Source organism: Pseudomonas sp. MHK4 (assembly GCF_054600775.1).
In genome coordinates this window covers 373,336-397,269 of record NZ_BAAIAK010000004.1, presented here as the reverse complement: position 1 = coordinate 397,269, position 23,934 = coordinate 373,336, and the positions used below count along the sequence as shown (strand labels likewise).

The window sequence follows — 23,934 nt, the reverse complement described above, 5'->3', positions numbered from 1 at the left end:
TGAAACGGGAAATTTCAGGCTAAGACGCCTCATCTAAAGCCCTTTATCGACACCAGGATGTTGATTTGAATACCACTGGTGAAATTTTTCAGGTTTTTTTGGTGTCGGGGGTTTACAGTTAAAAAGACGCTCCGTATAGTGCGCGCCATCGACGACGCACAACGTTGCCGATACTGCCCAGATGGTGAAATTGGTAGACACGCCAGCTTCAGGTGCTGGTGACCGCAAGGTCGTGGAAGTTCGAGTCTTCTTCTGGGCACCAATTTCGAGTTTGAGATTAGTTCAATTTCAAGGCTCACACAAAAACCCGCGAAAGCGGGTTTTTGCATTCTGGAGATCTGATTAATTAATTTTAAATCAGGGGTTTACAGATCAATTGGCGCTCCGTATAGTGCGCCACATCAACAGCGGCAACGCTAGCGATGAAATGCCCAGATGGTGAAATTGGTAGACACGCCAGCTTCAGGTGCTGGTGACCGCAAGGTCGTGGAAGTTCGAGTCTTCTTCTGGGCACCAATTCAAATTCAAGGTTACGGCCTTGAATTTCACAAAAACCCGCGAAAGCGGGTTTTTGCGTTTCCGGGGTTTGAAAACCTGCCCCCGCAGAGCCCATTTGAGAAACAATATCGTTTATCATTGTTGCAAGTTTTTGCAATGCGACAGTGAGGAACCCTGCGAATGATGTTTCGAAATACCCTGCGCCGCGGCCTGACCACCACCCTGCTCGGCCTGGCACTCGCCACTCCCCTCACCCAGGCTGCGGACCCAGTTTCCCTGACCCTCTACAACGGCCAACACAAGGAAGTCGGCGACGCAGTCGCCAAAGCCTTCGAAGCCAAGACCGGCATTCACGTCAATGTGCGCAAAGGCAGCAGCAACCAGCTCGCCAGCCAGGTCGTCGAAGAAGGTGATCGTTCCCCTGCCGACGTAATCTACACCGAAGAATCGCCGCCCCTGAACAAGCTCGGCGAGCAAGGCCTGCTGGCCAAGGCCGATGACACCACGCTGGCGGTCCTGCCCAAGGACTATGTCGCCGCTGATAGCACCTGGATTGGCGTCACCGCCCGGGTGCGCGTCGTCGCGTTCAACCCGAAACTGATCGACGAAAAAGACTTGCCGAAATCGGTCATGGAATTCTCCGATCCAAAATGGCAAGGCAAGGTCGGCTTCGTACCCACCAGCGGCGCGTTCCAGGAACAAGCCGTGGCGATCATCAAGGTGCATGGCATGGAGGCGGCCGAAGAATGGCTGACCGGCCTGCGCGCCTTCGGCAAGACCTACAGCAACAACATGGTTGCCCTCAAAGCCGTGGAAAACGGCGAAGTGGCGACGGTGCTGGTGAACAATTACTACTGGTTCGCCTTGCAGCGTGAAAAGGGCCAGCTCGATTCGAAACTGCATTACTTCACTGGCGGCGACGTCGGCGGCCTGATTACCGTATCGAGCGCGGCCGTACTGAAATCCAGCAAGCATCCAAAAGAAGCCCAGCAGTTGCTCGCCTACATGGCCAGCGAAGAAGGCCAGCGCGTGATCACCCAGACCACCGCCGAATACCCGCTGCACAAAGGCATGCAATCGGATCGTGGCCTCAAGCCTTTCAGCGAGCTGCAAGCGCCGAACGTCACGCCCGCCGACCTGGGCAATGCCGAAGAAGCCCTGGACCTTGAACGCGAGGTTGGCCTGAACTGATGAGCGCTTCGCTATCCGCCTCCGCCACCTATGGCCGGTATGTGCCAAGGCGCAAGCGGCCCTCCATCTGGCTGGTACTGCCGGTTCTACTGCTGGTAGTGCTCAGCTTGCTGCCCTTGGCCTACGTCGGCTTGAAGACCTGGCAAGCGGGCTGGGCGCAAGCGCTGCATTTGCTGTGGCGGCCTTATGTGTTTGGCCTGCTGCGCAATACCCTGGCACTGATGGCCGGCGTCACGCTGGCCTGTGGCGTGATCGGCCTGTCACTGGCCTGGCTGCTGGAGCGCAGCAATCTGCCGGGGCGGCGCCTGTGGGGGGTGATCCTGTGCTTGCCATTCGCCGTGCCGGCGTTTGTCAGTAGTTTTACCTGGGTGTCGCTGAGCGCCCATTTCGAAGGGCTCGGCGGGGCGATCCTGGTGATGAGCCTGTCCAAATACCCGCTGATCTTCCTGCCGGTGGCGGCTACCCTGCGCAATCTCGACCCCTCGCTGGAAGAGTCCGCCCGCACCCTGGGGCAGAATCGCTGGGGGGTATTTTTCCGCGTCACCCTGCCGCTGCTCTGGCCTTCGCTGCTGGCGGGGTCGTTGCTGATCGCCCTGCACATGCTGGTGGAATTCGGTGCGCTGTCGATCATCGGCCTACAAACCTTCACCACCGCGATCTATCAACAGTTCGAGCTGGAGTTCAGCAACGCCAACGCCGCGATGCTCTCGGCCGTGCTGCTGGCGCTGTGCCTGATGTTGTTGTGGCTGGAACTGCGCGTTCGCGGTAAAGGCCGGCACGTGCGCACAGGGCAAGGCGCGGCGCGCCAGGCAGAACAGGTCCGATTGGGCCCTTGGATGGTGGCTGGGCAGCTTTATTGCCTGTTGCTGGCGATCATCGGCAGCGGCATTCCGCTGGGGATGCTGGCGTACTGGCTGGCCGTGGGCTCTTCGGCGGCATTCCCGGTGGCGGCCATCGGCGAGGCGTTGCTTTCATCCCTGGCGCTGTCATTGGGCGGCGCGGCGCTCTGCCTTGTCCTGGCGGTGCCGGTGGGACTGCTGGTGGTGCGCCACAAAGGCCAACTGGCGATCTGGGCCGAACGCTTGCCGTATCTGCTGCACGCGCTGCCAGGTCTGGTGATCGCGCTGACCCTGGTGTATTTCGCGTTGCACTATGTGCCAGCGCTGTACCAGACGTCGACGCTGTTGCTGATCGCTTACGCACTGCTGTTCTTGCCACTGGCCCAGGCGCCGATTCGCACGGCGCTGAACAAGGCTGCACCGCAACTGGAAGAGGCGGCGCGCACGTTGGGTGCGTCATCGTTCAGTGCGTTTTGCCGGGTGACGTTGCCGATCATTTTCCCGGCATTGGGGGCGGCGTTTGCGCTGGTATTCCTGGATGCGATGAAGGAACTGACGGCGACTTTGCTGCTGAGTCCGACCGGGCTTAATACCCTGGCCACCGAGGTCTGGGCGCATACCGCGAACGTGGAGTTTGCGGCGGCGGCGCCTTATGCGGCGTTGTTGATATTGGTGTCGGGGTTACCCGTGTACCTGTTAACGACCCGGATGTATTTGAGCCGCTGAGGCCGTCATCGCGAGCAGGCTCGCTCCCACAGGGTTCGGTGGATCAACTGTGGGAGCGAGCCTGCTCGCGATGAGGTCAGCCCTGGCAACCCATCAAGCCCTGAACTGCCCCAGGCTCGCTTTCAACTGTGCCGCCAGGCCATCGAGCACCTTGCCGCTGGCCGTGGTTGCCACCACCGCCTGAGCCGCCTTCTCGGCCTGCACATGAATGGTCTCGACCCGACCGCGCACCGCCTGGGCTCCGCGAGCCTGATGCTCGGCGGCCTGGGTCGCCAGGCCGATCGCCGTGTGCACCTGCTCGACCGAAGCCTGCACCGATTGCTGCAACCGAGCACTATCACGCAGAACCAGCAGGCCTTCGCTAGCCTGACGCCCGGCCTGGCCGATCGCCGCCACGGCTTCGCGTGCGCCTTGCTGCAACGCCACGATATGCGCCTGGATATCGCCAGTGGAGCTTTGGGTCTTGCTCGCCAACGCGCGCACCTCATCAGCCACCACCGCAAAGCCGCGCCCGGTCTCGCCTGCGCGCGCCGCCTCAATGGCCGCATTAAGCGCCAGCAGGTTGGTCTGCTCGGCAATCCCGTGGATCACCGTCAGCACCACCTCGATCTGCTCGCTCTGCTGCGCCAGGCGCTCGATCACTTGCGCGCCGGTTTCGACCTGGCCAGCCAATGCTTCAATCAGGTTGCCAACTTTCGCTGAGGTCCGGGTGTTTTCATCGGTGGCCTGACGAATATCCACCACCTGCTTCAAGGCCGCCTGCATGGCCTGGCTTTCGGACTGCGCTTCATCCGCCATTCGCGACAGGGCCCGCAGACTTTCCGCCACTTCATCGCGTTGCATGCCTGCCGCCGCATCCGCCCCGGCGTTACGCAACGTCATGGCACCGATTTCCACACCGGTACGCTGAGCGACATCCCCCGCCTCGCGCACGATCGGCTGCAACTTATCCACAAAGCGATTGACCGCCGAAGCCATATCACCGATTTCGTCCTTGCTGCTGATCTGCACGCGCTTGGTCAGATCGCCCTCGCCTGCCGCCAGGTCATCCATGGCGACAATCAGCATCTTCAAGCGATTGACCACTCGACGCCCGAGCACTACCGCCAGCAACAGCAGGACACCAAAGCCCACCACCGCCAGGCTCACACCAATTCGCCAGCGCAAGGTTGCCGCGGCTTCCTGCACGGTGCTGGTGGTGTTGGCCTTCATTTCAGCGGCCGTAGACTGGGCCGATTGCAGACGCGCACGCATGGCGGCTGCGCTATCGGCCGCGGCGCCTTTCAGGCTGTCGCCCACCAACTGGTCGCCACTGGCGATCAAGGCCGAGAAGCGCTTGTCCAGCGCCGCCAGATCGGCCTCCACCGAAGCCGTCGAGACGCCCATCAGGACCTTGCCGATTTCCACGCCATTGGGGTTGATCGAAGCCTCGATGTAGAACACCGATGGATCGTTCTTAGCCGCATCCAGCACCTTGTCCAGCGCACGTTCGCCCTGGCCTTTTTCCAAAAGGGCCTTGTTGATCGGGTTTTCCCGGTTGAGGTAACGCGTCAGGTGCTGGCCGTTGGCGTCGTCGTACACCACGAACAGGACGTTGGGATTGCGCTGGGCCCGACGGGCGAACTCGGACAAGGTCGGAACGTCGTTGTCCCACATGGCGCGGGGAGCCACCGATGCCAGAAGCTGGGCCATGTCGCTGGCGGAATCCTTAAGGTCTTTTTCCAGGGTCGAACGCAACTGCGCCTGCTCATCCTTCAACCGCGAAGACAAACCAACCGTGAGGCGCTGACGGGTACTGGCAGACAGACTGTCGAGGCTCGACGTGACTTCACGTCCCGCCTGCTCGAGCTCACCGGAGAGTTTTTGGCTGTCCGCGCCCAGGCGCTGACCGAGATCGGCTTCCAGCGCCGTCACGGTGCTCCGGGTCAGAGCGACCGCCACCAGCACCTGCACTAAAAGGGCGATACCAAGGGTAACGAATACGGGCCGCAACAAACGGCTTTGTAACAATGAGAGAACGGCCGACAATTGAAATCCCTCTGCTTTAGCGCCATTAAATTGATGGCACGCCCGAAAGTGACGCTTTAGGCAAAGCTAATAGCAAAGGTCATGCCGTTCGACAGGCATAAACGACAAAGGCCCCTATTGAGGGGCCTTTGTGTTTTACATCAACAGCTTATCAAGCGAACGGATGGCGCAGGACGATGGTTTCGTTGCGGTCCGGACCCGTCGAAATAATGTCGATCGGCGCGCCGATCAGCTCTTCGACGCGTTTGATGTAAGCACGGGCGTTAGCTGGCAGCTCTTCCAGGGTTTTGGCACCCACGGTCGACTCGGTCCAGCCCGGCACTTCTTCGTACACAGGCTGCAGGCCCACGTAGCTGTCAGCATCAGTCGGGGCAACGGCGTTGCCTTCTGCATCCTTGTAGCCGACGCAGATGTTGATGGTTTCCAGACCGTCGAGCACGTCCAGCTTGGTCAGGCAGATGCCCGAGATGCTGTTCACATCGATAGCGCGACGCAGGATAACAGCGTCGAACCAGCCACAACGACGAGCACGGCCGGTCGTCGCGCCGAACTCGTGACCTTGTTTAGCCAGGTGTGCACCGACTTCGTCGAACAGCTCAGTCGGGAATGGACCCGAACCTACACGCGTGGTGTAAGCCTTGGTGATGCCCAGGATGTAGTCCAGGAACATAGGGCCAACACCCGAACCGGTAGCGACGCCGCCAGCGGTGGTGTTAGAGCTGGTCACGTACGGGTAGGTACCGTGGTCGATGTCCAGCAAAGAGCCTTGGGCGCCTTCGAACATGATGTCTTTGCCAGCGCGACGCAGGTCGTGCAATTCGGCAGTCACGTCCAGCATCAGCGGCTTGAGCAGCTGCGCGTATTCCTTGCATTCGGCCAGGGTCTTGTCGAATTCGATGGCTGGCTCTTTGTAGTAACCCACCAGCATGAAGTTGTGGTAATCCACCAGTTCACGCAGTTTGTCTTCAAAGCGCGGCATGTTGAGCAGGTCGCCCACACGCAGGCCACGACGTGCAACCTTGTCTTCGTAGGCCGGGCCGATGCCGCGACCGGTGGTGCCGATCTTCAGCTCGCCGCGGGCCTTTTCACGGGCCTGGTCCAGCGCTACGTGGAAGGACAGGATCAGTGGGCAGGACGGGCTGATACGCAGGCGCTCACGCACCGGTACGCCTTTCTCTTCCAGCTTGGTGATCTCACGCAGCAGGGCGTCAGGTGCAACCACCACGCCGTTGCCGATCAGGCACTGCACGCCTTCGCGCAGCACGCCCGACGGGATCAGGTGCAAGACAGTTTTTTCGCCATCGATCACCAGTGTGTGACCAGCGTTGTGGCCACCCTGGTAGCGCACTACGGCGGCAGCATGTTCGGTCAGCAGATCAACGATCTTGCCTTTGCCCTCATCACCCCATTGGGTGCCCAGGACTACGACATTCTTACCCATAACACTTGTCCTCATTCGCGCAAACTTGGTGCCGGCGGCAGCCGGCGGGAAATCTCAAGAAGCCAGTGGCGATACTTGCCAAAGCCCGTTCTGCTGGATCAATTGCCGGTCGCAGTCCGCTTCACGGGCGGCGGCCAATGGCTGCCCAGGCAACGCCTGGACGACACGCTGACCCTCACTGCGCAACTGGCAAACCTGCTGCCAGAGTGCCGCATCCGTACTGTCAGGCATCCAGATACCGCCAGACGGTAGCTCGATTTCAGCACGCCCCAGGGTCACCAGGGTTTTCAAATCGGTGGAGAAGCCGGTGGCCGGACGGGCACGCCCGAAGTCGGCGCCGATGTCGTCGTAGCGACCGCCCTGGGCGATGGACTGGCCAACGCCCGGCACGAATACCGCGAACACTACACCGGTGTGGTAGTGGTAACCGCGCAGCTCGCCCAGGTCGAAGTACAGCGGCAGCTCCGGGAAACGCACGGACAGACGCTCGGCAATCGCCAGCAAGTCATCCAGTGCCGCCAGTACCGGGGCCGGAGCCTTGGCCAGACGCTCACGCGCGGCCGCCAGCACTTCGCGGCCGCCACACAGGTCGACCAACGCGCGCAGCATGCCCGACAGGTCAGCCGGCAAGCCTTCGGTCAAGGTAATGACCTCGTCGATGGCCTTGCGTTGCAACGCATCGAACAACTGCTGTTCAACTTCGCCGGACAGGCCGGCGGCGCGGGCCAGGCCGCGGTAGATGCCGACATGCCCCAGGTCCATGTGCACATCCGGCACATCGGCCAGTTGCAGCATGGCGAGCATCAGGCTGATGACTTCCACGTCGCTGCTCGGGCTGGCATCGCCATACAACTCGGCGCCCAACTGGATCGGGCTGCGCGAGGACGACAAGGCCCGCGGCTGGGCATGCAGCACGCTGCCGGCATAACACAGGCGGCTCGGACCTTCGCGACGCAGGGTGTGTGCATCGATGCGCGCTACTTGCGGCGTGATGTCGGCACGGAAACCCATCTGCCGGCCCGATTGCGGGTCGATGACCTTGAAGGTCCGCAGGTCCAGGTCCTGGCCCGCGCCGGTCAGCAGGGATTCCAGGTACTCGATATGGGGAGTCACGACAAACTCGTAACCCCAGCTCTGGAACAGATCCAACACCTGACGACGCGCGACTTCAATGCGCGCCGCTTCAGGTGGCAGTACTTCTTCGATGCCATCTGGCAGAAGCCAGCGGTCTACCGTTGCCATTACGCCTTCCCCTGTATCCGGGCGGTCAGCCTGTGGCCGAGCCTTGAGTGAAGCAGAAAATGATCAGCCCATGTGCATAAATCAGGCGCAGGAGCAACGAAGCGAAACGCCTGCTACCGGCTTCGCCAATCACTTTCCTCGAAAAACCTGTCGAGCATTCAGCTCGGGCGCCTGCACAAAACAGCAATCAAACATGCAGACGCAAAAAAGCCGGGAATTTCCCGGCTGCCGCATCATACACACGTTTTCCCAAAGGATCACCCCGCCAGAGGTTTTAGCCGCCCGGCGGGATGAATCAGGTCAACGTCGTATCAAGGCTTGGCTTTTTCCAGGTAATGGAAGAAGTCACTGCTTGGGTCCAGGACCATGACGTCGGATTTGTTCGCGAAGCTTTCACGGTAGGCACGCAGGCTACGGTAGAACGCGTAGAACTCCTGATCCTGACCGTAGGCCTTGGAGTAGATCGAAGCGGCCTGGGCGTCGCCGTCACCGCGAATCTCTTCGGATTCACGATAGGCTTCAGCCAGCAGCACGCGGCGTTGACGATCGGCGTCGGCACGGATGCCTTCAGCCAGCTCGTTACCCTTGGCGCGATGCTCGCGAGCTTCACGCTCACGCTCGGTGCTCATACGTTCGAACACGCTACGGTTCACTTCCTTCGGCAGGTCGATGGTCTTGACCCGAACATCGACAACCTCGATGCCCAGCTCTTTTTCAGCCATCTTGTTCAGCGAAGCGGTGATATCCGCCATCAGCGCATCACGCTCACCGGACACTACTTCGTGCAGGGTACGCTTACCGAACTGGTCACGCAGGCCCGACTCGAGACGACGGGACAGACGCTCGTCGGCAATTTGCTTCAGACCGGAAGTCGCGGTGTAGAAACGCTCGGCGTCCTTGACCCGCCACTTGGCGTAGGCATCGACCATCACGGCTTTCTTTTCCAGCGTCAGGAAGCGTTGCGTCGGTGCATCCAACGTCATCAGGCGTGCGTCAAATTTACGCACCTGGTTAACGTAGGGCACTTTCACATGCAGGCCTGGCTGAACATCGGCCTGGACCACGCGTCCGAACTGCAGCAACACCGCACGCTCGGTCTGAGCCACGATGTAGAAGCAGTTCCAGGCAGCGATCGCCACGACGACGCCGACAATAAGGGCGATCAGCGATTTATTGCTCATCAGCGACTCTCCCTGGTACGTGCTTGCTGTTGCTGCAGATCAGCTGCCGCACGCGCATTCGCTTCATTGCTGGTGGCTGCCGCGCCGGTCACCTGAGTGCTGGTGCTGCGACCACTTTCGACCATCTTGTCCAGAGGCAGGTACAGCAGGTTGCTCTGGCCATTCTTGTTGCCGGTCACGAGAACCTTGCTGGTGTTGCTGAAGACTTCCTGCATGGTGTCCAGATACAGACGCTGGCGGGTGACTTCAGGTGCCTTGCGATACTCGGCGACCAGCTTGGTGAAGCGATCGCCCTCACCCTTGGCGCGCGAGACGGTTTCGTCACGGTAGCCATTGGCATCTTCAAGGATGCGCTGGGCCTGGCCACGGGCTTCCGGCACGACGCCGTTGGCATAGGTTTCAGCCTGGTTGCGCGAACGCTGCTCGTCTTCACGGGCGCGGATCACGTCATCGAAGGCTTCCTGCACTTCACGCGGTGCCGCTGCGCTCTGTACGTTGACCTGGGTGACGGTGATACCGGTGCGATAGGTATCCATGAAGCGTTGCAGGCGCTCCTTGATTTCGCTGGCCATCAATTCACGACCTTCGGTCAGCACCTGGTCCATCGCGGTGGAACCCACCACATGGCGCAGGGCGCTGTCGGTCGCGTGCTGCAGGCTGATTTCCGGCTGATCGACGCTCAGCACGAAGTCCTGCAGGTTGCTGATCTTGTACTGCACGGTCAGCGGCACTTCGACGATGTTCTCGTCTTCAGTCAGCATTTGACCCTGCTTGGTGTACGCCCGCTCACGCGTGACGTTTTCCATGTACTTCTTGTCGATCGGCGGGAAGTAGATATTCAGGCCGGGGCCGACGGTTTCGTAGTACTTGCCGAAGCGCAGCACCACGGCTTGCTCCTGCTCGTCGACGACATAGACCGCGCTGTACAGCCATACGGCTGCCAACACGACCAGGCCGATGCCCAGCAGGCCGCCGAAGCCGCCGCTCTTGCCCGAGCCACCACCATCATCCCCGCGTTTCTTGCCACCACCGAACAACCCATTCAGGCTTTCCTGCAGCTTTCGGAAGGCCTCGTCGAGATCTGGTGGTCCCTTGCGGTCGCCATTATTGCGGCGCTTGCCACCCCAAGGATCCTGATTATTCGAGTTGCCACCCGGCTCATTCCAAGCCATAGCGCTCTCCATCTGATAAAGCAAAGACGCACCCACGGCGCGCCGACCAATGCTACAGAATGCCTGTCACCACGGCACAACCGCTTTCTCAGGCTTTTATTGCAAAGTGTGTTGCTCGATGAATTCCATCGGCTGCAATCCTTCGCGGCTTACCAGTCGATTCAACTCGACCCGGGGCAAACGAACGGCCAGCAAACTGATGCCTTCTTCGTCGTGCTCTTCTTTTTGCACCGCACCGAGTTCGAAAAACTGCGCACGCAGTCGGGCGAATCGTTGCGGCAAGCGCAGGGTACCGATAAACAAATCACTGCCAAGCAATTCGGCAATGGCTTGCTCAAGCAATTCCAGACCAGTGCCATCGCGCGCCGACAGCCAGACCCGCTGGGGTTTGCCGTTTTCATCGCGCTGGATTTGTGGCTCAACGCCTTCAAGCAAATCGAGTTTGTTATAGACCTCGAGGATCGGCAAGTCCTGGGCACCAATCTCGCCCAGCACCACCATCACCTGCTCGATCTGCAACATGCGATCCGGTTCCGCCGCATCGATCACGTGCAACAACAGGTCGGAGTTGCTCGACTCTTCGAGGGTAGACCGAAATGCCTCGACCAGCTTGTGGGGCAAGTGGCGAATGAAACCCACCGTGTCCGCCAGGACAATCGGCCCCAGATCGTCCAGATCCAGACGACGCAAGGTCGGGTCCAGCGTGGCAAACAGTTGGTCAGCCGCGTAGACGTCGGATTTCGTCACATTATTGAACAGCGTGGATTTACCGGCGTTGGTATATCCCACCAGCGACACGGTAGGGATATCCGCACGGGATCGGCCACGCCGCGACTGTTCGCGCTGGCTGCGCACTTTCTCCAGCCGACCCTTGATCTGGCGCAGGCGCACCCGCAGCAAGCGGCGGTCGGTTTCCAGCTGGGTTTCACCAGGGCCACGCATGCCGATACCGCCACCCTGGCGCTCAAGGTGAGTCCACCCGCGAACCAGCCGGGTGCTCATGTGGTCAAGCTGGGCCAGTTCTACCTGGAGCTTGCCTTCATGGGTACGGGCGCGCTGGGCGAAAATATCGAGAATCAGGCCGGTACGGTCGATCACGCGACACTCGAAAACACGTTCGAGGTTACGTTCCTGACTGGGCGTGAGGACGTGATTGAAAATCACCAGATCGGCTTCTTCGGCTTTGACCAGGTCGCGCAGTTCCTCGACCTTACCGCTGCCAATCAGGAATTTGGCGGTTGGCCGATGACGCGGCACGTTAAAAAACGCAACGGTCTCGGCGCCAGCCGAATTAGCCAATTCCTGAAACTCCTGCGGGTCTTCGCGCGCCTCAGGGTCCTGTCCATCCAAGTGAACGAGTATGACTCGCTCACCACCACCGTGGCGCTCAAAGAACAAAGGAGACTCCTATCAGGCGTTACCTGGCTCAGCATCACCCGCTTCCGATTCGGTTGCGCTAGGCAGACGAATTGGACGAACCGGCACTACTGTAGAGATAGCGTGCTTGTAGACCATTTGGCTGACGGTGTTTTTCAGCAGGATAACGAACTGGTCGAAAGACTCGATCGTACCTTGCAGTTTGATACCGTTGACCAGGTAGATGGACACCCCAACTTTCTCTTTACGTAAAGTATTCAAGTAAGGGTCTTGTAGCGAATGCCCTTTTGACATGTGCCGCACTCCTTTAAGGATTCAAAATAAAAAAATAGGTAAACAGATGGCTTTGGCCGCCCCACCCCCAAGGATAGACGGCAATTGCAAGGACTCAGCTCAATATGGAGATGGTCCCCAGGTATTTCAAGGCGCGCGGCAGATTGTCGCAATCGAGGCTGTCCAGCCAGTGCAAATCAGCCCAACTGCGAAGCCAGGTGAACTGGCGCTTCGCCAATTGGCGCGTGGCAATGATTCCACGCTCCTGCATCTCGGCTGACGTCAGCTTGCCATCCAGGTAATCCCAGACTTGGCGGTAGCCTACCGCACGTATAGACGGCAACCCGGTATGCAGGTCACTTCTATTACGCAGGGCTACGACCTCGTCGATGAATCCCTGTTCCAACATTAAAGTGAATCTTTGTTTAATTCGCTCGTGCAATACCTGGCGATTCGCCGGGGCAATGGCCAAGTTCGCGACAGTATAGGGCAATTGTGCCCGTCCCGAAGCGGCTGCTTCAGTACTTTGCGCAGATTGTTGCAAGCGCAGCTCGGTCATGCTCTGACCGCTAACACGAAAAACTTCCAGTGCTCGACTCAGACGCTGAGGATCGTTCGGATGAATACGCGCCGCGGAAACCGGGTCAATGATCGCCAACTGATCGTGCAACGCCTGCCAGCCAAGGCGAGCGGCCTCTTCCTCGATCTGCGCGCGGATCTGCGGGTCGGCGGCCGGCATGTCCGCGAGCCCTTCGACCAAAGCCTTGTAATAGAGCATCGTGCCGCCGACCAACAGCGGAATCTTACCCCGCGCGGTGATCTCGGCCATGGCTTGCAGGGCATCGCGACGGAAATCCGCCGCCGAATAAGCCTCGGCCGGGTCGAGAATATCGATCAGGCGGTGCGGAAATTCTGCCAAAAGCTCTTTTGAGGGCTTGGCGGTACCGATGTCCATGCCGCGGTAGACCAGCGCCGAATCGACGCTGATCAGCTCGCAAGGCAGGACCTTGGTGAGTTCGATGGCCAGGTCGGTCTTGCCGGCGGCGGTCGGGCCCATCAGGAAAATCGCAGGAGGGAACTGGCTCATCAACGACCGCGCAAGAACAGTTTGTCCAGATCGTCCAGGCCCAATTGGGTCCAGGTCGGTCGGCCATGGTTGCATTGACCGCTGCGCTCGGTGTTTTCCATGTCACGCAGCAGACCGTTCATTTCCGGCAAGGCCAGGCGCCGATTGGCCCGGACCGCGCCGTGGCAGGCCATGGTCCCGAGCAGTTCGTTCAGGTGCGCCTGGATCCGGTCGCTGGTGCCATATTCCATCAGGTCGGCCAACACGTCACCCACCAGTCGATTGGCCTCAGCCTGCTTGAGCAAGGCCGGTATCTGCCGAATGGCCAGGGTTTCCGGACCGAGGCGCTGCAGCTCGAAGCCCAGGCGCTGGAACCAGGCGATGTGCTCTTCGGCGCAGTCGGCTTCACGCTGACTGACCGCCAGGGATTCCGGCACCAGCAGCGGTTGCCCGCTCAAGCCTTCGCTGGCCATGGCGACTTTCAGTCGTTCGTACATGATCCGCTCGTGAGCGGCATGCATGTCTACCAGCACCAAACCCTGGGCGTTCTCCGACAGAATGTAGATGCCCTTGAGTTGCGCCAATGCATAGCCCAGCGGCGGAATGTCGTCCTGACCGGCTGGCAGCGCTACCGCGTTGGCCTCGGGCAACGGCGCGAAGAACTCGCGATAGGCGGCCTGCGCTTCTGCAGCCGGAACCGCTGACTGCGGACGCGGAGTGTATTGATACTGGTATCCGGCGCCAGAACCCGAACCGGCCGGCGCATTGAACGACGGCTGGGCCTGAGGCTGCTCCAGCAGCGCATTGGCGGCCAGGCGCATTTCGCCCTGGGGGCCGAATTCACCGGCTTCGAGGCCAGTAGGCCGGACGATGGCCGTGGCAACCGGCGCCGCCAGCTGATCGTCGGGTCGCACATCGCCCAAGGCACGGTGCAAAGTGCCATAGAGGAAATCGTGAACCATGCGCCCTTCACGGAAGCGTACTTCGTGCTTGGTGGGGTGCACGTTGACGTCGACGCCCGTCGGATCGACCTCGAAAAACAGCACGAAGGTCGGATGCCGGCCATTGAACAGCACGTCGCGATAAGCCTGGCGCACGGCGTGCGCCACCAGTTTGTCGCGCACGGCACGGCCATTGACGAAGAAATATTGCAAGTCGGCCTGGCTGCGGTTGAAGGTCGGCAAGCCGACCCAACCCCATAGATGCAGGCCATTACGTTCGATTTCGATCGGCAGCGCCTGCTCCAGGAACCCTGGCCCGCAGATTGCCGCTACGCGCCGGGCGCGAGCCGCGTCATCGTGGGCTTCGTGCAGGCTGAGGATGGTCTTGCCGTTATGACGCAGATGAAAGGCCACGTCGAACCGCGCCAGCGCCAGACGCCGGATGACTTCCTGCAGATGATCGAATTCGGTTTTTTCGGTCTTGAGAAACTTGCGCCGCGCCGGCGTATTGAAGAACAGGTCGCGCACTTCAACCGAGGTGCCGACCGGATGGGCCGCGGGTTGTACGCGGGGCGCCATGTCTCGACCTTCAGTTTCGACTTGCCAGGCCTGCTCGGCATCACGGGTGCGCGACGTCAGGGTCAGGCGCGCCACCGAACTGATCGATGCCAGGGCCTCACCACGAAAACCCAGGCTCATGACCTGTTCAAGGTCTTCCAGGTTACGGATCTTGCTGGTGGCATGTCGCGCCAGGGCCAGCGGCAGGTCATCGGCGGAAATGCCGCTGCCATCGTCGCGCACCCGCAGCAACTTGACGCCGCCTTGCTCCACGTCGACATCGATGCGCCTGGCACCGGAGTCGAGGCTGTTTTCAAGCAGTTCCTTGATCACCGAGGCCGGGCGCTCGACCACCTCACCCGCAGCGATCTGGTTCGCCAGGCGCGGGCTGAGCAGCTCGATGCGAGCGCCGTTGTTCACCACCTGATTCATTCTTTGGCCGCCAGTTCAGTTCCCGGGATGGTCAGGTGCTGACCGATCTTGAGCTCATCACTCGACAGGTTGTTGGCGCTGCGCAGGGTCGCCGGCGACACCTGATAGCGCACAGCGATCATCGCCAGCGTCTCGCCCGGGTTGACCCGATGGTCACGGGGGCCTTGGGCGATTTTGCCGGAATCACGCAGCCAGGCAATGTAAGTGCCTGGAGGCGGGTTCTGCTGGAAGAACTGGCGCACGCCGCTGCTGATGGATCGCGCCAGCGCCTGCTGGTGGCTCGCTGCAGCCAGTTTCGAGGCTTCGTTGGCGTTGGAGATGAACCCGGTTTCGACCAGGATCGATGGGATGTCCGGCGATTTCAGCACCATGAACCCGGCCTGCTCGACCCGTTGCTTGTGCAGCGGCGTGACCCGGCCGATGTTGCTCAGGACTTTCTGGCCGACGTTCAGGCTCGAGGTCAGGGACGCGGTCATCGACAGGTCGAGCAATACACCGGCCAGCATGCGGTCCTTGTCGTCGAGGCTGACATTGCCGGCGCCACCGATCAGGTCGGAACGGTTTTCACTGTCGGCCAGCCAGCGCGCGGTTTCCGAAGTGGCACCGCGATCGGACAGGGCGAACACCGAGGCACCGAAGGCCGCGGCAGAAGGCGCGGCGTCGGCGTGAATCGAGACGAACAGGTCGGCGCCTTTCTTGCGGGCAATTTCCGTACGGCCACGCAGTGGAATGAAGTAGTCGCCGGTGCGGGTCAGTTCGGCGCGGAAACCTTTCATGCCACTGACCTGGCGCTGCAGTTCGCGGGCGATGGCCAATACCACGTCTTTCTCGCGCTGACCGCGGGAGCCGGAGGCGCCCGGGTCTTCACCACCGTGACCGGCGTCGATCACCACAATGATGTCGCGTTTGCCAGCCGGTGCTGGCGGCAACTTGATTGCCGGCTCCGAGGGCGTGACCGGCACGGCCGGCACTGTGGCGACCGAAGGGGTCGGCGCTGGCGGCGGCGCGGCGTCGGCCGGGTTGTCGAACAGATCGACTACCAGTCGATTGCCGTACTGGGCGTTGGGCGCCAGGGAGAAGCTTTTCGGCGTAACGGCCTTTTTCAGGTCGATGACCACCCGCAGGTCGGTCGGCGTACGCTGGGCCGAGCGCATGGCGGTGATCGGGGTGTTGGCGCTGTTGACGTTCAACGGCGCACCGAGGCTCGCGCCATTGATGTCGATGACCAGGCGATCCGGGGACGTCAGCGTAAAGACGCTGTGCTGCACGGGGCCGGTCAGGTCAAACACCAGTCGCGTGTTATCCGGCGCCCGCCACAGGCGAACGCTGTTGACCTTCGTCTCGGCCACAGCGTCGACGGTCACCGCCAGAAACAACACCCCTACGGCAGCCACCAACGCGCGAAAGCGCATACCTAACCCCATCATCTATTTGGATTCCAATGCCAAAGCGGCACACCAGGCCTCGCCACGCGAGCCCTGGGATAAAATTTTCAGCGAACGCCCGCTGTCTTGCGGGCTAATGGTAATGGTCAGGTCGGGCTTTGGCAAAAAGCCTGCACCTTTATCAGGCCACTCGATCAGGCACAGGGCATCGTCTTCGAAATAGTCGCGGATGCCCAGATACTCCAGCTCCTCCGGATCGACCAGGCGATACAGATCGAAATGGAAAGCGCGAATGTCGCCGATCTCGTAGGGCTCGACCAGGGTGAAGGTCGGGCTCTTGACCGCGCCGACATGCCCCAAGGCGCGGATGATACCCCGGGACAAGGTGGTTTTGCCCATGCCGAGATTACCTTCAAGGAAGATCAGGCCATGCCCCTCGGTGATACGGGCGATGCGTGCGCCAAAGTCGCTCATGGCCTGCTCGTCGGCCAGGTACAGGGTTACTTCAGACACGGTGCTTGCTCCTCCAACAACTGACGAATGGCTGGTATCAGATCACTGGCCGCCAGCCCACGGCCGAATTTACCCTGGTGCTCACCGGCATTGGCGTGAAGCCAGACCGCCAGGCAAGCCGCGTCGAACGCCGCCAAGCCCTGCGCCAGCAATGCCCCGACCAGACCGGCCAGAACATCGCCCAGCCCCGCCGTGGCCATCGCCGGATGGCCCTGATGACACAGGGCAAGCCGCCCGTCAGGACAGGCGATCAGACTACCGGCGCCCTTGAGCACGACGACAGCGGTGTATTTTCTACTCAGCGCATGGACCGCCGCCGGGCGATCCGCCTGAACCTGGGCAGTGCTCAGACCCAGCAACCGCGCGGCTTCCCCCGGGTGCGGCGTGATCACACTCCCCTTGGGCAAGCACACACGGCCTTCCGCAAGCAGGTTCAGCGCATCGGCGTCCCAGACTTGCGGCAATGGCGCGTTGGCGGCGGCCGACAACAGGCTTCGTCCCCAGGCGCCCTGACCCAGCCCAGGACCTACCACCAACACGGACACCTTTTGCAGCAAATCCATCAACTGATTGGCCGACGCGGCGCCCAACACCATCGCTTCGGGGATCCGCGCCAGCGCAGCGGGCACATGCTCGGGACGGGTCGCCACCGACACCATGCCCGCGCCGCTGCGCAGGGCACTTTGCGCGCTCAACAGGATCGCCCCGCCCAGGCCACGATCACCACCGATCAACAGGACATGGCCGAATCGGCCTTTATGGGAAGCAGGGGCTCGAGGAACCAGGAGTGGCAGATTGCCAGCGGCGAGTCGGCGAGCAGTGGTCGGCGCGCCCTCAAGCAGCTGCGGATCGGCGTGCAGGTCGTTGAAAACCAGCTCACCCACGACATCCGCCGCGTCACCGGTGAACAGGCCCAGTTTCAGCCCGATAAAGCTTACCGTCAGATCGGCGCGCACCGCGCAACCGAGGATGCGACCGGTATCGGCGCAAAGCCCCGAGGGGATGTCCACCGCCGCCACGCAAAGGCCGCTGGCGTTGATCGCAGCGATGACACTGGCATACGGTTCACGCACGTCACCGCTCAGGCCGGTTCCGAGCAAGGCGTCCAGCACGATGCCACGAAAGTCCGATTGCGCGCTCCACGCTTCGATCACAACGTTTTCGGACACTGCTTCGGCATGGGCCGAAGCCGCATCACCGCGCAGCTGCTGCGGATCGTCCGCCGCCAACACCCGCACCGTCCACCCGGCGCGCCTGGCCAGCACGGCGACCAAATAACCGTCGCCCGCGTTATTGCCGCCACCTACGACCACCGTCAGCTCACTGGCCGTCGGCCATTGCCGGACCAGTGCCCGCCAGGTAGCCCGTGCGGCGCGCTGCATCAGTTCGAAGCCCGGGGTGCCGGCCGCGATCAGGCTCGCATCGAGCCCTCGGACCTGCGCGGCGCTGTACAGCGCGTCGGGTAAATCATCTTTAGCGTGCGGCATGCGTCTATGGGCTCCGATGTCTGGCAGAATTATACGCACCTCAGCTCCGGTTTCTCTCGCCTCATGCCCGCTATTACTACAGATTTGCCCGCTCTCGCCCAATCCATCAAGGACTGGGGCCGCGAGCTGGGCTTTCAGCAAGTCGGCATCAGCGGCCTGGACCTGGCCGAGCATGAGCAGCACCTGGAACGCTGGCTCGCCGCCGGCTACCACGGCGAAATGGAATACATGGGCGCCCACGGCAGCAAACGCTCGCACCCCGAAGAACTGGTGCCGGGCACTCTGCGCGTGGTGTCGCTGCGCATGGATTACCTTTCGGGCGATACCAGAATGGCGCAACTGCTCGCCCAGCCGGAAAAAGCCTACGTCTCGCGTTATGCCTTGGGCCGCGATTACCACAAATTGATCCGTAAACGTGTGCAACAACTGGCGGACAAGATTCAGGCAGAAATCGGCCCATTTGGTTTCCGGGCCTTTGTCGACAGTGCCCCGGTGCTGGAAAAAGCCATCGCAGAGCAAGCGGGCCTGGGCTGGATCGGCAAAAACACCCTGGTCCTGAATCGTAAGGCCGGCAGCTATTTCTTCCTCGCCGAACTGTTCGTCGACTTGCCGCTGCCAGTGGACCCGCCCCATGCCACCGAACACTGCGGCCGCTGCAGCGCCTGCCTCGATATCTGTCCGACCAATGCCTTCGTCGGGCCCTATGTGCTGGACGCCCGGCGCTGTATTTCCTACCTGACCATCGAACTTAAAGGTGCAATTCCGCAAGAACTGCGGCCGCTGATCGGCAATCGGGTGTTCGGTTGCGATGACTGCCAGATCGTCTGCCCGTGGAACCGCTTCGCCCGGCCGTCCGGCGAAAGCGACTTCAAGCCTCGGCACAACCTGGACAACGCCGAACTGGCCGAGCTGTTCATGTGGGACGAGGGCAAGTTTTTAAGCAGCACCGAAGGCTCGCCGCTGCGCCGGACCGGGTACGAAAACTGGCTGCGCAATCTGGCCGTCGGCCTCGGCAACGCGCCTTCGACCATTCCGGTGCTGGAAGCGTTGAAGGCGCGACGGGAGTATCCGTCCGAATTGGTCCGTGAGCATGTCGAGTGGGCGTTGCAGCAGCACGCCGAGCGTCAGGCCTCGTCGTTGTAGACGAATTTGGGCATTTCCCAGTGAAAGCGGATCGCCAGCAAGCGCAGCAGGAAACCGCCGAACAGGGTGATCAAGATCGCCTGTTCCCCCGGCAAGTTCAGGTATAGGCAAAGCATGTAGCACCACGCCGCCGCGAACGAGACGCTGGCGTACAGCTCGCGCCGGAAGATCAGCGGAATGTCATTGCAAAAGATATCCCGCAGGATGCCGCCGAATACTCCAGTGATCACACCACTGACCGACGCGACCAACATGCCATGCCCCATTTCAAGGGCGGTCATGCAGCCGATCAGCGTGAACGCCACCAGGCCGACGGCGTCGAGCACCAGAAACAATGAACGCAGATGACGCATCCAGCGCGCGGTGAATACTGTGAACATTGCTGCGATGGTGGTCAGCACCAGGTATTCCGGGTGTTTCACCCAGGTCAGTGGATAGTGGCCGAGCAACACGTCGCGCACCGAACCACCGCCCAGCGCCGTGACACATGCAATCAGCACCACGCCGAACCAATCCATGCCGCGACGCCCCGCAGACAGGGCGCCGGTCATGGCCTCGGCGGTGATGGCGATCAGGTAGAGCATCAGCAACATGGTGGCGATCCTTGCAAAAAGGCGCGCAGTCTACGCACTTCGCCGAGGCACCAAAAGAGGGCACCGCTATCTGTAGGGGCCGGCTCGCTGGCGATAGCGTCTTCAAAGCCCCCTTCGCTGGCAAGCCAGTTCCTACAGAACCGCGCAAACCTGTAGGAGCTGGCTTGCCAGCGAAAGGGCCATAACAGACGCTACACAATCAGGCCTTGATGAAATGCTGGCGATAGTGCTGCAGCTCGGCGATCGACTCGCGGATGTCGTCCAGCGCCAAATGAGTGCTGCCCTTCTTGAAGCTGTCACGCACGTCCGGCGCCCAGCGCGCAGCCAGTTCCTTGAGGGTCGAAACGTCAAGGTTGCGGTAGTGGAAATAGCTTTCCAGGGATTTCATGTGGGTATAAAGGAAGCGACGATCCTGGCAGATGCTGTTGCCGCAGATCGGCGATTTGCCCTTCGGCACCCACTTTTCCAGGAAGGCGATGGTCTGGGCTTCGGCTTCGGCCATGCTGATACGGCTCTCCCGCACGCGCTGGGTCAGACCCGAACCGCCGTGTTGACGGGTGTTCCACTCGTCCATGCCGGCAAGGATTTCGTCGCTGTGGTGAATGGCGATCACCGGACCTTCGGCCAGTGTGTTCAGGTCGCTATCGGTGACAATGGTCGCCATTTCGATGATGACATCGGTATCCGGGTTCAGACCGGTCATTTCCAGGTCGATCCAGATCAGGTTCTGCGGGTTTTGCATGTGTCGGCTCCTAGGCAATGCTGCGCAGTTTAGCCTAGGCCGGTGGCCGGGCGTGCTAAACTCGCGGCCGTTTTACCTAATCGCTGCATTCTTGATACGGAACACCCATGGCCAAACGCCAACTCAATCGTCGTCAAAACTGGCGCATCGAAAAGATTCAGGGCGAACGCGCTGCCCGCGCCGCCAAACGCGAGTCCTCGGCCGTCGAGGCACTTGAGGGTGGCGACCTGGGCCCGGAACAGCACGGCCTGGTGATCGCCCACTTCGGCGTGCAGGTCGAAGTCGAAGCCCGTGATGGCGAGCTGGCCGGCCAGGTGTTCCGTTGCCACCTGCGGGCGAACCTGCCCGCACTGGTGACCGGCGACCAGGTGGTCTGGCGTGCCGGCAACCAGGGTATCGGCGTGATCGTGGCGCAATTGCCGCGCAATACCGAACTCTGCCGTCCGGACAGCCGTGGCCAGCTTAAACCGGTGGCGGCGAACGTCGACATGATTGTCATCGTATTCGCGCCGCTGCCTGAGCCCCATGCCAACCTGATCGACCGCTACCTCGTCGCCGCCGAACACGCGGGCATCAAGCCGCTGCTGTTGCTGAACAAGTTCGACCTGATCGACGAACACAACGCCCCGGCGTTGAACGCATTGCTCGCGGTCTACCGCACCCTGGGTTACCCGGTGCTGGAAGTGTCGGCCCACCACGGCAACGGCATGGAACAGCTTCAGAAGCAGTTGGACGGGCGCATCAGCGTGTTCGTCGGCCAGTCCGGCGTCGGCAAGTCGTCGCTGGTCAACAGCCTGCTGCCAGAGGTGGAAACACGCGTCGGCCCGTTGTCCGAGCTGTCCGGCCAGGGCACCCACACCACGACCACTGCGCGCCTGTTCCACTTCCCCGGTGGCGGTGAGCTGATCGACTCCCCGGGTATCCGCGAATTCGGCCTGGGTCACGTCAGCCGTGCCGATGTCGAGGCTGGCTTCATCGAGTTCAGCGACCTGCTCGGTACCTGCCGCTTCCGCGACTGCAAGCACGACCGCGAACCCGGTTGCGCCCTGCTCAAGGCCCTGGAAGATGGCCGAGTGCAGCAGCAACGAATGAACAGCTACCGCTCGATCATCGCCAGCTTGCCGGAAAACGGCTACTGAGCCGCTTCCCGCAGACATGAAAAAGCCGCGATGATCGCGGCTTTTTTTTGCGTTACGGCTTCGGGGGCTCTCCCGGCTTCGGCGCAGGGTCATCGAACAGGTTCAGCCGTTCGCGCAGTTCGTGAGCCGGCAACGGCTCCTTGTCTGCCGGCAACGCGTTCGGGTCGGCTGGAGTGGCCGGCGTTGATTCCGGAGTTTCCTGTGAGCTATCGGGAGCCGGCTCCACCCCTTGCGAACCTTCAATGGCACGCTGGGCCTTCTTGGTCAGCACGATAATGTCGATACGGCGGTTCACCGGGTTGAACGGATGTTCGCGATCGAACAGGGCCGACGAGGCGTAACCGACCACACGCGCCACCTGTGCCTCCGGGTAGCTGCCCGCCACCAGGGCACGGCGCGCGGCGTTGGCACGGTTGGCCGAAAGCTCCCAGTTACCGAATTCACCGCTGCCGCTGTACGGCTTGGCATCGGTGTGGCCGCTGATGCTGATCTTGTTCGGCACCGCCTTGATGGTGTCGGCCATGGCCAGCAGGATGTCTTCGAAATACGGTTTCAGGCGGGCCGAGCCTGAGTCGAACATCGGCCGGTTCTCGGCATCCACGATCTGGATACGCAAACCATCCGGGGTAATCTCGAACAGGATCTGGTCCTTGAACTTCTGCAGTTGCGGGTTCTCTTCGACCTTGTTCTGCAGTTCTTGCAGCAGCAGTTCCAGGCGCTCCTTTTCCACCGTCTCGGCCATGCCTTCGACCTGATCGACGTCGACCGTCACTTTGTCCGGCTGCGGCTGGGTCTTCATCTCGGGGTTGAGGGTGTTATCCGGCGCCATGGTCGGCGTGCCACCCAGATCGATGACGTAGGGCGTGCCACTTTCGGAAAAGCCGATCGGGTCCTTGAAGTAACCGGCGATGGCGATTTTCTGTTCCGGCGTTGCCGTGGATAGCAGCCACAACACCAGGAAGAACGCCATCATCGCCGTGGCGAAGTCGGCGAAGGCGATTTTCCAGGCGCCCCCGTGATGCCCACCGGCGATGCGCTTGACGCGCTTGATGATTATCGGCTGGTTATTTTCCATAACTTAACGACCGCGAACCGCTTGTTCCAGCTCGGAGAAACTCGGACGGTGCGCCGGGTACAGGACCTTGCGCCCGAACTCCACGGCCAGCGATGGCGGCATGCCCGAAGCGGAAGCCACCAGTGAGGCCTTGATGGCTTCGTAGACGTTCAGTTCTTCCTTGGCATCGTGGGCCAGGGAATGCGCCAGCGGGCCGAAGAAGCCGTAGGCGGCGAGAATACCGAAGAAAGTACCGACCAGTGCCGCACCGACGTGCAGGCCGATGGACTTCTGGTCGCCCTCACCCAGCGAAGCCATGGTCACCACGATACCCAGGACCGCCGCGACGATACCGAAACCGGGCATGGCGTCGGCGATACCGTTCACTGCGTGGGACGGGTGCTCCAGGTCTTCCTTGAGGCTGTAGAGCTCCATGTCGAACAGGCCCTCCAGTTCATGGGGCGCCATGTTGCCGGAGGACATGATGCGCAGGTAGTCACAGATGAACGCGGTCATGCGCTCGTCCTTGAGAACAGTCGGGTATTTGGCGAAGATCGGGCTGGCCGCGGCGTCTTCGATGTCCGCTTCGATGGCCATCATGCCTTCGCGGCGGCTCTTGTTGAGAATCTCGTAGATCAGGCCCAGCACCTCAAGATAGAAGGCATGGCTGAAACGCGTACCGAACATGCTCAGGGATTTCTTGAGCACGTGCCTGGTCATGTAACCGGGGTTGGCCTGCAGGAATGCGCCGAGGGCCGCACCACCGATGATCATGACCTCGAAAGGCTGGATCAGGGCGGCAATCTTGCCATGGGAGAGCACGTATCCGCCGAGCACGCTCGCGAATACGACGATGATGCCGATAATTTTAGCCATAGGTAGGAGAGCACTTACTGAGTCGGGTTCAAGGTCA

At 61.2% G+C, this 23,934-nt stretch carries 20 protein-coding genes and 2 tRNA genes; 6 read left to right on the top strand and 16 right to left on the bottom strand.

Features of this window, described 5'->3' with window-relative positions; all coding sequences use genetic code 11:
* The first annotated feature begins 175 nt into the window (after window positions 1–175).
* From ACYP2Q_RS13685 to ACYP2Q_RS13670, 4 genes are all read left to right on the top strand, one after another.
* Window positions 176–262: transfer RNA gene (locus ACYP2Q_RS13685), tRNA-Leu, on the top strand.
* 167 nt (window positions 263–429) lie between these two features.
* A tRNA-Leu gene (locus ACYP2Q_RS13680) sits at window positions 430–516 on the top strand.
* Window positions 517–678: 162 nt separating this feature from the next.
* Window positions 679–1,689 (top strand): extracellular solute-binding protein, encoded by a 1,011-nt coding sequence (locus ACYP2Q_RS13675; RefSeq protein ID WP_459730942.1) that lies wholly within the window; start codon window positions 679–681, stop codon window positions 1,687–1,689.
* Window positions 1,689–3,254: an ABC transporter permease gene (locus tag ACYP2Q_RS13670; protein ID WP_459730941.1), complete on the top strand. Its 1,566-nt coding sequence runs from the start codon at window positions 1,689–1,691 to the stop codon at window positions 3,252–3,254. Before ACYP2Q_RS13675 ends, ACYP2Q_RS13670 begins: the two co-directional genes overlap by 1 nt.
* Window positions 3,255–3,347: 93 nt before the next feature.
* Here the strand turns inward: ACYP2Q_RS13670 and ACYP2Q_RS13665 are convergent, their stop codons facing one another.
* The 12 genes from ACYP2Q_RS13665 to ACYP2Q_RS13610 form a co-directional block, all read right to left on the bottom strand.
* On the bottom strand, window positions 3,348–5,282 hold the full coding sequence (locus ACYP2Q_RS13665; RefSeq protein WP_459730940.1) for a methyl-accepting chemotaxis protein: 1,935 nt from the start codon (window positions 5,280–5,282) through the stop codon (window positions 3,348–3,350).
* Window positions 5,283–5,433: 151 nt separating this feature from the next.
* Window positions 5,434–6,723: an adenylosuccinate synthase gene (locus ACYP2Q_RS13660; RefSeq protein WP_459730939.1), complete on the bottom strand. Its 1,290-nt coding sequence runs from the start codon at window positions 6,721–6,723 to the stop codon at window positions 5,434–5,436.
* Window positions 6,724–6,777: 54 nt separating this feature from the next.
* Window positions 6,778–7,965, bottom strand: coding sequence for an ATP phosphoribosyltransferase regulatory subunit (locus ACYP2Q_RS13655; protein WP_090328525.1), 1,188 nt, complete (start codon window positions 7,963–7,965; stop codon window positions 6,778–6,780).
* 311 nt (window positions 7,966–8,276) lie between these two features.
* Window positions 8,277–9,146 carry a protease modulator HflC gene (hflC, locus tag ACYP2Q_RS13650; RefSeq protein ID WP_090465431.1) on the bottom strand — a complete coding sequence of 290 codons (870 nt, stop codon included), beginning with the start codon at window positions 9,144–9,146 and terminating at the stop codon, window positions 8,277–8,279.
* Window positions 9,146–10,318, bottom strand: a complete 1,173-nt coding sequence (gene hflK / locus ACYP2Q_RS13645; RefSeq protein ID WP_459730938.1) for an FtsH protease activity modulator HflK — start codon at window positions 10,316–10,318, stop codon at window positions 9,146–9,148. Before hflK ends, hflC begins: the two co-directional genes overlap by 1 nt.
* A 96-nt stretch (window positions 10,319–10,414) precedes the next feature.
* Window positions 10,415–11,716, bottom strand: coding sequence for a ribosome rescue GTPase HflX (gene hflX / locus ACYP2Q_RS13640; protein WP_046819838.1), 1,302 nt, complete (start codon window positions 11,714–11,716; stop codon window positions 10,415–10,417).
* 12 nt (window positions 11,717–11,728) lie between these two features.
* The gene (hfq, locus tag ACYP2Q_RS13635) at window positions 11,729–11,989 is read right to left on the bottom strand and encodes an RNA chaperone Hfq (RefSeq protein WP_007902656.1); all 261 of its coding nucleotides are present in this window, start codon (window positions 11,987–11,989) and stop codon (window positions 11,729–11,731) included.
* A gap of 94 nt (window positions 11,990–12,083) precedes the next feature.
* Window positions 12,084–13,055 (bottom strand): tRNA (adenosine(37)-N6)-dimethylallyltransferase MiaA, encoded by a 972-nt coding sequence (gene miaA, locus ACYP2Q_RS13630; RefSeq protein WP_459730937.1) that lies wholly within the window; start codon window positions 13,053–13,055, stop codon window positions 12,084–12,086.
* Entirely contained in the window at window positions 13,055–14,965 is a 1,911-nt protein-coding gene (mutL, locus tag ACYP2Q_RS13625; RefSeq protein WP_459730936.1) for a DNA mismatch repair endonuclease MutL, read from the bottom strand. Before mutL ends, miaA begins: the two co-directional genes overlap by 1 nt.
* A complete protein-coding gene (locus tag ACYP2Q_RS13620; protein WP_459730935.1) occupies window positions 14,962–16,392 on the bottom strand; it encodes an N-acetylmuramoyl-L-alanine amidase in 1,431 nt (476 codons plus the stop codon). The genes mutL and ACYP2Q_RS13620 overlap by 4 nt, the downstream gene beginning before the upstream one ends.
* Window positions 16,393–16,863, bottom strand: a complete 471-nt coding sequence (tsaE, locus tag ACYP2Q_RS13615) for a tRNA (adenosine(37)-N6)-threonylcarbamoyltransferase complex ATPase subunit type 1 TsaE (protein WP_459730934.1) — start codon at window positions 16,861–16,863, stop codon at window positions 16,393–16,395. It abuts the gene before it with no gap.
* Window positions 16,851–18,350, bottom strand: a complete 1,500-nt coding sequence (locus tag ACYP2Q_RS13610; protein WP_459730933.1) for an NAD(P)H-hydrate dehydratase — start codon at window positions 18,348–18,350, stop codon at window positions 16,851–16,853. Before ACYP2Q_RS13610 ends, tsaE begins: the two co-directional genes overlap by 13 nt.
* A gap of 63 nt (window positions 18,351–18,413) precedes the next feature.
* On the opposite strand from ACYP2Q_RS13610, the gene queG reads away from it, so the two are divergent.
* Entirely contained in the window at window positions 18,414–19,493 is a 1,080-nt protein-coding gene (queG, locus tag ACYP2Q_RS13605; protein WP_459730932.1) for a tRNA epoxyqueuosine(34) reductase QueG, read from the top strand.
* Here the strand turns inward: queG and ACYP2Q_RS13600 are convergent.
* Both ACYP2Q_RS13600 and orn read right to left on the bottom strand, forming a co-directional pair.
* Entirely contained in the window at window positions 19,475–20,086 is a 612-nt protein-coding gene (locus tag ACYP2Q_RS13600; protein ID WP_075947737.1) for a trimeric intracellular cation channel family protein, read from the bottom strand. The genes queG and ACYP2Q_RS13600 overlap by 19 nt on opposite strands.
* A 199-nt stretch (window positions 20,087–20,285) precedes the next feature.
* Window positions 20,286–20,828: an oligoribonuclease gene (gene orn / locus ACYP2Q_RS13595; protein ID WP_459730931.1), complete on the bottom strand. Its 543-nt coding sequence runs from the start codon at window positions 20,826–20,828 to the stop codon at window positions 20,286–20,288.
* A gap of 107 nt (window positions 20,829–20,935) precedes the next feature.
* Between orn and rsgA the strand changes: the two genes are divergently transcribed.
* Complete coding sequence (gene rsgA / locus ACYP2Q_RS13590; protein ID WP_459730930.1) at window positions 20,936–21,967, top strand: small ribosomal subunit biogenesis GTPase RsgA; 1,032 nt, start codon at window positions 20,936–20,938, stop codon at window positions 21,965–21,967.
* A 52-nt stretch (window positions 21,968–22,019) separates the two neighbouring features.
* Here the strand turns inward: rsgA and motB are convergent, their stop codons facing one another.
* Window positions 22,020–23,042 (bottom strand): flagellar motor protein MotB, encoded by a 1,023-nt coding sequence (gene motB / locus ACYP2Q_RS13585; protein ID WP_459730929.1) that lies wholly within the window; start codon window positions 23,040–23,042, stop codon window positions 22,020–22,022.
* Window positions 23,043–23,045: 3 nt separating this feature from the next.
* On the bottom strand, window positions 23,046–23,897 hold the full coding sequence (gene motA, locus ACYP2Q_RS13580; protein ID WP_459730928.1) for a flagellar motor stator protein MotA: 852 nt from the start codon (window positions 23,895–23,897) through the stop codon (window positions 23,046–23,048).
* Window positions 23,898–23,934 lie beyond the last annotated feature (37 nt).

Bases quoted from the DNA above. Each gene is read 5' to 3' on its own strand.
- ACYP2Q_RS13675 (WP_459730942.1), top strand. From the start codon at position 679: ATGATGTTTCGAAATACCCTGCGCCGCGGCCTGACCACCACCCTGCTC.
- ACYP2Q_RS13670 (WP_459730941.1), top strand. From the start codon at position 1,689: ATGAGCGCTTCGCTATCCGCCTCCGCCACCTATGGCCGGTATGTGCCA.
- ACYP2Q_RS13660 (WP_459730939.1), bottom strand. From the start codon at position 6,723: ATGGGTAAGAATGTCGTAGTCCTGGGCACCCAATGGGGTGATGAGGGC.
- ACYP2Q_RS13655 (WP_090328525.1), bottom strand. From the start codon at position 7,965: ATGGCAACGGTAGACCGCTGGCTTCTGCCAGATGGCATCGAAGAAGTA.
- hflC (WP_090465431.1), bottom strand. From the start codon at position 9,146: ATGAGCAATAAATCGCTGATCGCCCTTATTGTCGGCGTCGTCGTGGCG.
- hflK (WP_459730938.1), bottom strand. From the start codon at position 10,318: ATGGCTTGGAATGAGCCGGGTGGCAACTCGAATAATCAGGATCCTTGG.
- hfq (WP_007902656.1), bottom strand. From the start codon at position 11,989: ATGTCAAAAGGGCATTCGCTACAAGACCCTTACTTGAATACTTTACGT.
- miaA (WP_459730937.1), bottom strand. From the start codon at position 13,055: ATGAGCCAGTTCCCTCCTGCGATTTTCCTGATGGGCCCGACCGCCGCC.
- mutL (WP_459730936.1), bottom strand. From the start codon at position 14,965: ATGAATCAGGTGGTGAACAACGGCGCTCGCATCGAGCTGCTCAGCCCG.
- ACYP2Q_RS13620 (WP_459730935.1), bottom strand. From the start codon at position 16,392: ATGATGGGGTTAGGTATGCGCTTTCGCGCGTTGGTGGCTGCCGTAGGG.
- ACYP2Q_RS13610 (WP_459730933.1), bottom strand. From the start codon at position 18,350: ATGCCGCACGCTAAAGATGATTTACCCGACGCGCTGTACAGCGCCGCG.
- queG (WP_459730932.1), top strand. From the start codon at position 18,414: ATGCCCGCTATTACTACAGATTTGCCCGCTCTCGCCCAATCCATCAAG.
- ACYP2Q_RS13600 (WP_075947737.1), bottom strand. From the start codon at position 20,086: ATGTTGCTGATGCTCTACCTGATCGCCATCACCGCCGAGGCCATGACC.
- orn (WP_459730931.1), bottom strand. From the start codon at position 20,828: ATGCAAAACCCGCAGAACCTGATCTGGATCGACCTGGAAATGACCGGT.
- rsgA (WP_459730930.1), top strand. From the start codon at position 20,936: ATGGCCAAACGCCAACTCAATCGTCGTCAAAACTGGCGCATCGAAAAG.
- motB (WP_459730929.1), bottom strand. From the start codon at position 23,042: ATGGAAAATAACCAGCCGATAATCATCAAGCGCGTCAAGCGCATCGCC.
- motA (WP_459730928.1), bottom strand. From the start codon at position 23,897: ATGGCTAAAATTATCGGCATCATCGTCGTATTCGCGAGCGTGCTCGGC.